Annotated in this window: 7 protein-coding genes; 6 read left to right on the top strand and 1 reads right to left on the bottom strand. The window is 74.5% G+C overall.

Going from position 1 to position 7,614, the window contains the following annotated elements:
* Positions 1-68: 68 nt before the first annotated feature.
* Positions 69-539 carry a roadblock/LC7 domain-containing protein gene (locus KBX37_RS19115; RefSeq protein WP_247658459.1) on the bottom strand — a complete coding sequence of 157 codons (471 nt, stop codon included), beginning with the start codon at positions 537-539 and terminating at the stop codon, positions 69-71.
* Between the two features lie 252 nt (positions 540-791).
* Here KBX37_RS19115 and KBX37_RS19110 point away from each other — a divergent pair, with 252 nt between their 5' ends.
* From KBX37_RS19110 to KBX37_RS19085, 6 genes are all read left to right on the top strand, one after another.
* Positions 792-1,142 carry a VOC family protein gene (locus tag KBX37_RS19110; RefSeq protein ID WP_210777301.1) on the top strand — a complete coding sequence of 117 codons (351 nt, stop codon included), beginning with the start codon at positions 792-794 and terminating at the stop codon, positions 1,140-1,142.
* 3 nt (positions 1,143-1,145) lie between these two features.
* A complete protein-coding gene (locus tag KBX37_RS19105) occupies positions 1,146-2,468 on the top strand; it encodes a deoxyguanosinetriphosphate triphosphohydrolase (protein WP_210777300.1) in 1,323 nt (440 codons plus the stop codon).
* Between the two features lie 10 nt (positions 2,469-2,478).
* Complete coding sequence (locus KBX37_RS19100; RefSeq protein WP_210777299.1) at positions 2,479-3,312, top strand: siderophore-interacting protein; 834 nt, start codon at positions 2,479-2,481, stop codon at positions 3,310-3,312.
* 142 nt (positions 3,313-3,454) lie between these two features.
* Positions 3,455-5,104 (top strand): BCCT family transporter, encoded by a 1,650-nt coding sequence (locus KBX37_RS19095; protein ID WP_210777298.1) that lies wholly within the window; start codon positions 3,455-3,457, stop codon positions 5,102-5,104.
* Positions 5,105-5,198: 94 nt separating this feature from the next.
* Positions 5,199-7,073: a DNA primase gene (gene dnaG, locus KBX37_RS19090; protein ID WP_210777297.1), complete on the top strand. Its 1,875-nt coding sequence runs from the start codon at positions 5,199-5,201 to the stop codon at positions 7,071-7,073.
* Complete coding sequence (locus KBX37_RS19085; protein WP_210777296.1) at positions 7,073-7,609, top strand: hypothetical protein; 537 nt, start codon at positions 7,073-7,075, stop codon at positions 7,607-7,609. Before dnaG ends, KBX37_RS19085 begins: the two co-directional genes overlap by 1 nt.
* Positions 7,610-7,614 lie beyond the last annotated feature (5 nt).

Raw genomic sequence — 7,614 nt, 5'->3', positions numbered from 1 at the left:
GGCGGCTCCGGGTGCCCCGGAGCCGCCGTCGTCGTCGGTGGGTGTGCTGCGTCGCGGCGGGCCGGGCCCTACAGCGGCGGGCGCCGCCAGGTCGATCCGGGCCGCCGCCTGGCCAGCGCCGGCAGCGGGGTACGCCCGGCGAGCGCGCGGTGCACCTGCGGCACGGGCGTCGCGCCCACCGCCACCCGCTGCGAGTCGAACGCCGAGCCGGCCCGCTCGGCCACCGCCCGCGCCTCCACGTGCAGCGCCTCCAGGTCGGCATCCGCGCCGGTGACCAGGGTGAGCAGCGCGTGCCGCCCAGCCGGATAGGTGACCACGGAGCCGGTGGCCGTGTGCACCACCGACTCCCGGAAGCCGCCGCCGCGCACCGTGTGGGCGACCTGGTGGCCCACCCCGAAACTCACCGCGGCGAGGGCGGCCAGGTGGGTCGCGTCGGTGGTCGGCAGGTCGCTGGAGATGAGCATCCCGTCGCGTCCGCCCAGCACCGTGCCGGCCACCTCGGGGCGGCGTCGGCGCAGCCTCCGCAGCTCCGTGTCCATCACCGTGTCAACGTGCACGAGCGTCCCCCGTTCGTCGCGTTCCGGTCGTCGGTGTCACGTACCGCTCCCGGCACGTTACCGAAGGCCACGCCGCGTCCGCGATCCCGTGACGGTCGGCAATCGGTCGACAACTGTCGTCTGATTGGCGGTTGCGGACCCGCCAGGTGATGTTCGCCGGCGCGCCCCGCGGGCCACCCGGGCGTAACCTGGGCTCCCGCGAGCAGTTGCGTACGACCGGCGAAGGGTGGCCGCATGACCAGCGTCTGGGAGAGCTTGACCGTCGACGCCCGGGACCCGTCCCGGCTGGCCCACTGGTGGGCCGAGGCGCTGGGCTACCAGGTGATCGCGGAGAAGCCGGACGAGGTGGAGATCCGCCAGTCGCGCGACCGGCTGCCCGGCATCGTCTTCGTCCCGGTCGCCGACGGCAAGGAGACCAAGAACCGGCTCCACCTCGACCTGCGCCCGGCCGACCAGGAGGCCGAGGTCGAGCGGCTGGTCGACATGGGGGCCCGGCACGTCGACGTCGGCCAGGGCGACGCCTCCTGGACGGTGCTCGCCGACCCGGAGGGCAACGAGTTCTGCGTGCTGCGACAGCAGGGCTGAGGGGTGCGTGACGCCGACCCGGCCGGGCCGTGGGACGCGTCCGACGCGCGGCGTCGGGTCGACGAGGCGCCCAAGGACACCGGCTACGGCCGGTCGCCGTACGAGCGGGACCGGGCCCGGGTGCTGCACTCGGCGGCCTTCCGGCGGCTGGCCGCCAAGACCCAGGTGCACGTCGCCGGCACCGACGACTTCCTGCGTACCCGGCTGACGCACTCGCTGGAGGTGGCCCAGATCGCCCGGGAGATGGGCGCCCGGCTGGGCTGCGACCCGGACGTGGTGGACACCGCCGGGCTGGCGCACGACCTCGGCCACCCGCCCTTCGGGCACAACGGCGAGGACGCCCTGGACCGGCTCGCCGCGCCCTGCGGCGGGTTCGAGGGCAACGCCCAGACGCTGCGCGTGCTGACCCGGCTGGAGGCCAAGGTGGTCGGCCCGGACGGCGTACCCGCCGGGCTCAACCTCACCCGGGCCTCGCTCGACGCGGTCGGCAAGTACCCGTGGCCCCGGCAGCCGGGGCTGCGCAAGTTCGGGGTGTACGACGACGACCGGCCGGTCTTCGACTGGCTGCGCGAGGGCGTACCCGCCGGGGACGGCGGCGGCCCGCCCGGCGGCGCGCGGCGCTGCCTGGAGGCCCAGGTGATGGACTGGGCCGACGACGTCGCCTACTCGGTGCACGACGTGGAGGACGGCATCCACGGCGGGTATCTCTCGCTGCGGCCCCTGCTCGATGATCCGGGCGAGCGGGCCGCCCTCTGCGTCGACGTGGCCGCCGTCTACTCCGGCGAGTCCCCGGCCGACCTGGGCGAGGTGCTGGTCGACCTGCTCGCCGAGCCGGAGCTCGCCGCGCTCGCCGGGTACGACGGCAGCCACCGCGCGCAGGTCGCGCTGAAGGCCACCGCCAGCGTGCTGACCGGCCGGTTCGTCTCCGCCGTGGTGACCGCCACCCGGGAGCGTTTCGGCCCGGGCCCGCACCGCCGGTACGCCGCCGACCTGGTGGTGCCGCGCCGGGTCCGGGCCCAGTGCGCGCTGCTGAAGGGGATCGCCTGGCGTTACGTGATGAACCGCCCGGGCGCCGGCGCCCGGTACGACCGGCAGCGGGCGATCCTGGCCGAGCTGGTCGGCGTGCTGGGCGACCGGGCGCCGGACGCGCTCGACCCGGTCTTCGCGCCGCTGTGGCGGGCCGCCCCGGACGACGCCGCCCGGCTGCGGGTGGTGGTCGACCAGGTGGCGTCGCTCACCGACCCGGCGGCGGTGGCCTGGCACGACCGGCTCGTCGGGCGGGCGGGTCGCTCTCCCGACCGGGGGCCCCGCGACGACTTAGGCTAGCCTAAGTGACATGACGGAGCGCCCCAAGAAGGTCACGTCCGCCCGGGTCCTGCGGACCGAGCGGCCCACCCCGCACCTGATCCGCCTGGTCCTGGGCGGGGAGGAACTGGCCGGGCTGCCGGTCGGGGAGTGCACCGACCACTACATCAAGATCGTCTTTCCGGTGTCGGGGGTCGACCATCCCAGGCCGCTGGACCTGGCCGCGATCCGTCGTGACCTGCCCCGCGACCAGTGGCCCCGGCTGCGCGCGTACACCGTGCGCGCCTGGGACCCGCTGGCCGGCGAACTCACCGTGGACGTGGTGCACCACGGCGACGAGGGGCTGGCCGGGCCCTGGGCGGCCCGGCTGCGCCCCGGCGACGAGGTGCTCTTCGTCGGCCCCGGTGGGGCGTACGCGCCGGACCCGACGGCGGACTGGCACCTGCTGGTGGGCGACGAGAGCGCGCTGCCGGCGATCGGCGCGGCGCTGGAGCGGCTGCCGCTCGGCGCCCCGGCCGCCGTCTTCGTCGAGGTCGACGGGCCGGCCGACGAGCAGCGGCTGCTCAGCCCCGGCGCGGTGGCGCTGACCTGGCTGCACCGGGGCTCCCGGCCGGTCGGCGCGGCGCTGGTCGAGGCGGTCCGGGCGCTGGAGTTCCCGCCCGGCCGGGTGCACGCGTTCGTCCACGGCGAGGCGACCTTCGTCAAGGAGCTGCGCCGCCTGCTGCGCGTCGAGCGCGGGGTGCCCCGCGAGGCGCTCTCCATCTCCGGCTACTGGCGTCGGGGCATGGACGACGAGGGCTGGCGGTCCACCAAGGCGGACTGGAACCGCCAGGTCGAGGCCGAAGAGGTCGCCCCGGTCGGCTGACCCTACCGCGCCCCGCCGATTTCGTACCCGGGTTGTTCTCGGGGCCGCGATGGCTCCGCGAGCATGGGATCTCCCGGTCGACGCGGGTGAACCGTGGGGGTATGCGGCTTTTCAGGAGGTTCGTCGGCGGCACCATGTGACCATGGCGGAGCGGGCGGGGGAGTCGGCGCGGGAGGCCGGGCCGGCGGGGCGGATCGACCCGGTGGTGCTGGTGCTGGGCGTTGCCGGGGTGCTGGCGGTGGTCGGCTGGGGGGTGTTCGGGGGCAGCTCGCTGGCCGGGTTCGGCGCCGCCGGGCTGGCCTGGGCGATCAACACCTTCGGCTGGTTCTTCGTGGTCGCCGCGGACGCCTTCCTGGTGCTCTCGGTGGTGATCGCGGCGTCCCGCTTCGGCCGGATCCGACTCGGCGCGGACGACGACGAGCCGGAGTTCAGCACGATGGCCTGGGTGTCGATGATGTTCAGCACCGGCATGGGCATCGGCCTGGTCTTCTATGCCGTGGCCGAGCCCATCCAGCACTACGCCGCACCGCCACCGGCCGCCGGCGTCGAACCGCAGACTCCGGCCGCCGCCGAGGTGGCCATGCAGTACACCCTGTTCCACTGGACCCTGCACCCGTGGGGGATCTACGCCATCGCGGCGCTGGCGCTGGCGTACTCGACGTTCCGGAAGAAGCGGGGCAGCCGCATCTCCGCCGCCTTCGAACCGCTGCTGGGCGCCCGGTCGTACGGGCGGGTCGGACAGGCGGTCGACCTGCTGGCGGTCTTCGCCACCGTCTTCGGCTCGGCGACCAGCCTGGGCCTGGGGGCGCTCCAGGTGGCCGCCGGCCTGGAAAGCGCGACCGCGGTGCCCGACAGCACCGCGATCGAGCTGGTGGTCATCGCCGCGCTCACCGCCGCCTTCGTGGTCTCCGCCTTCACCGGGCTGCACAAGGGCATCAAGTGGCTCTCGACCACCAACGTGGTGCTCGCCGTCGGGCTGATGGTCTTCGTCTTCGTGGCCGGGCCGACCATCTACACCCTGGAGGTGCTGCCCGCCTCGGTCGGTGACTACCTCAGCCGCCTGACGATCATGTCCACCCGGACCGGGGCCTTCTCCGACCCGGCCTGGCTCGGCGCGTGGACCATCTTCTACTGGGCGTGGTGGATCTCCTGGGCGCCGTTCGTCGGCATCTTCATCGCCCGCATCTCCAAGGGGCGCACCATCCGGCAGTTCGTCACCGGGGTGCTGCTGGTGCCCAGCGGGGCGAGCGTGATCTGGTTCGCCATCATGGGCGGCACCGCCCTGCGGGTGCAGACCACCGGCACCCGGGACCTCGTCGCCGATGTCTCGGCGAGCACCGAGAAGGCCCTCTTCGGCCTGCTCCAGGCGCTGCCGCTGGCGGCGCTGACCACGGTGCTGGCGATGGTCCTGGTCGCGCTCTTCTTCGTCACCGGCGCCGACTCGGCGGCGCTGGTGCTGGGCTCGCTCAGCTCGCGGGGCGCGCTGCGGCCGCACCGGGGCGTGGTGGTGCTCTGGGGCGTGCTGATCGGCGCGGTCGCCGCCGCGCTGCTGCTCGCCGGTGGCCTGGCCGCCCTGCAACAGGCGACGATCCTGGTCGCGCTGCCGTTCGTGGTGGTGATGCTCGGGCTCGCCGTGGCCCTGCTGCGCGACCTGGCGCGGGACCCGACGGTCAACCCGCCCGTGGCCAGGCCGCGCCGCTACGGCCTGGTTGCCGCGATGCGGGCCGCCCGGTCGTACGAGGAGGAGGATCCGCCACCGGTGACCCGGTGGTTCCACCGCCCCCCGCGGTGACACCACCCCCGCCGGCGTCGTTCGCCACACGCGCGTCCCCCCGGCGGCGGATCGTCGGTCCGGCAGGGCAGGATGTACGCCGAGGGGGTGGCAGATGGCTGGGCGGATCCGGGACGAGGACATCGCGCTGGTCCGGGAACGCACCTCGATCGCCGAGGTCATCTCCGACACGGTGACCCTCAAGTCCGCCGGCGGCGGCAACCTCAAGGGCCTCTGCCCGTTCCACGACGAGAAGAGCCCGTCGTTCAACGTCTCGCCCGCCCGCAACGTCTGGTACTGCTTCGGTTGCGGGGCCGGCGGCGACGCCATCAAGTTCCTGATGGACGCCGAGCACCTCAGCTTCATCGAGTCCGTCGAGCGGCTCGCCGCCCGCGCCGGCATCCAGCTGCGCTACGTCGAGGGCGACAACGCCGCCCCGCGCCCTCGCCCCCAGCAGGGGCAGAAGCAGCGGCTGGTGGCCGCGCACGCCGCCGCCGTCGAGTTCTACCAGGCCCAGCTCACCACGGCCGCCGCCCGGCCGGCCCGGGAGTTCCTGGCGCAGCGGGGCTTCGACCGGGCCGCCGCCCAGCGGTACGGCTGCGGTTTCGCCCCGGACGCCTGGGACCTGCTCACCAAGCACCTGCGCCAGCAGGGCTTCAGCCACGACGAGCTGGTCACCGGCGGGCTGTCCCGCCCGTCGCGCTCCGGGACGCTGATCGACCGGTTCCGCCGCCGGCTGATGTGGCCGATCCGGGACATCACCGGCGACGTGATCGGTTTCGGCGCCCGCAAGCTCTTCGACGACGACGACGGCCCGAAATACCTCAACACCCCCGAGACGCCGATCTACAAGAAGTCGCACGTCCTCTACGGCATCGACCAGGCCAAGCGGGAGATCGCCAAGCAGGGCAAGGTGGTCGTCGTCGAGGGCTACACCGACGTGATGGCCTGTCACCTCGCCGACGTGCCGACGGCCGTGGCGACCTGCGGCACCGCTTTCGGCGCCGACCACATCGCGGTGCTGCGCCGGCTCCTGCTGGACACCGACGCGGTGGCCGGCGAGATCATCTTCACCTTCGACGGGGACGCCGCCGGCCAGAAGGCCGCGCTGCGCGCCTTCGAGGACGACCAGCGCTTCGTCGGGCGTACCTTCATCGCGGTCAGCCCGGACAACATGGACCCGTGCGAGCTGCGCCTGGCCAAGGGCGACCTGGCCGTGCGCGACCTGGTCGCCCGCCGCGAGCCGCTGGTCGACTTCGCGCTGCGGCACGTGATCAACCGGTACGACCTGGACACCGTCGACGGCCGGGTGGAGGCGATGCGCCGGGCCGCGCCGCTGGTCGCCAAGATCAAGGACCGGGAGAAGCGCCCCGAGTACGTCCGCAAGCTCGCCGGCGACCTCGGCATGGAGATCGAGCCGGTGCAGCGCGCGGTGCTCGCCGCCGACGCCACCCCGACCGCCGAGCGGCGCTCGCCCGCCCCGACCCGGTCGACGGCGACCCCCGAGCCGGCGGTGGACAGCCCGCAGTCGATGGTCGAGCGCGAGGCGTTGAAGCTGGCCCTCCAGGAGCCGGTGCTGGCCGGGCCGATGTTCGACGCGGTCGACGCCCCGGAGTACCGGCACCCGGTGCACGCGGCGGTCCGCGCGGCGATCGCCGCGGCGGGCGGGGCCGCGGCGGCCACCGGCGGCGCGGTCTGGATCGAGTCGGTCCGCGACGCCTGCGAGGACCTGGCCGCCCGGGCGCTCGTCGGCGAACTGGCCGTGGAGCCGCTGCGCATCGACGGCGAACCCGACCCCCGGTACGTCTCGATCACCATGGCCCGGTTGCAGTGGGGCTCGGTCACCGCCCGGATCCGGGACCTCAAATCCAAGATCCAGCGGGTCAACCCGGTGAACAACAAGGACGAGTACTTCGCCCTCTTCGGGGAACTGCTCTCGCTGGAGCAGCACGCGCGGGCGCTGCGCGAGCAGGCCGCGGGAGGACTGTGATGGGACTGTTCAGCCGCAAGCCGAAGCTGCCGCCCGCCGCCCGGCCCCAGCTCGCCGACGACGAACGGGTGCTCGCCTGGGCGACCGCCGGCAACGGCGAGGGCGACGGCGTGGTGGTGGCCAGCAACCTCGGGCTCTGGCTGCCCGGCCGCCCGCACCGACTGGGCTGGCACGACATCCTCAAGGCGGTGTGGTCCGGCCACGAGCTGACCGTCACCCCGGCCGAGCGGGTCACCGAGCGCGACGGCTACCAGGTGGTGGCGGACTGCCCGGCCGAGACCTACCTGCTGGTCGACCCGGGCGAGCTGCCGCACCAGGTGCGGGCCCGGGTCACCCGGTCGGTGGCGTACACCGCACACCACCCGGTGCCCGGCGGCGCCGGGCGGGTCGCGGCCCGGCGGGTGGCCGGGGTGAACGGGCTGAGCTGGACCGTGCGCTTCGACCCGGGCACCCCCGCCGACGACGAGGCCGTGCTGGCGGAGGCCGACCGGCTGGTTGCCGCCGCCCGCGCCGCGACCGCCCCCGCCGACGCCTGAACCGG

The sequence above is a fragment of the Micromonospora sp. U56 genome (assembly GCF_018070095.1).
GTDB lineage: Bacteria > Actinomycetota > Actinomycetes > Mycobacteriales > Micromonosporaceae > Micromonospora > Micromonospora purpureochromogenes.
Note: the sequence above shows the minus strand (reverse complement) of the source record. Positions and strands in the feature narration are given on the sequence as shown.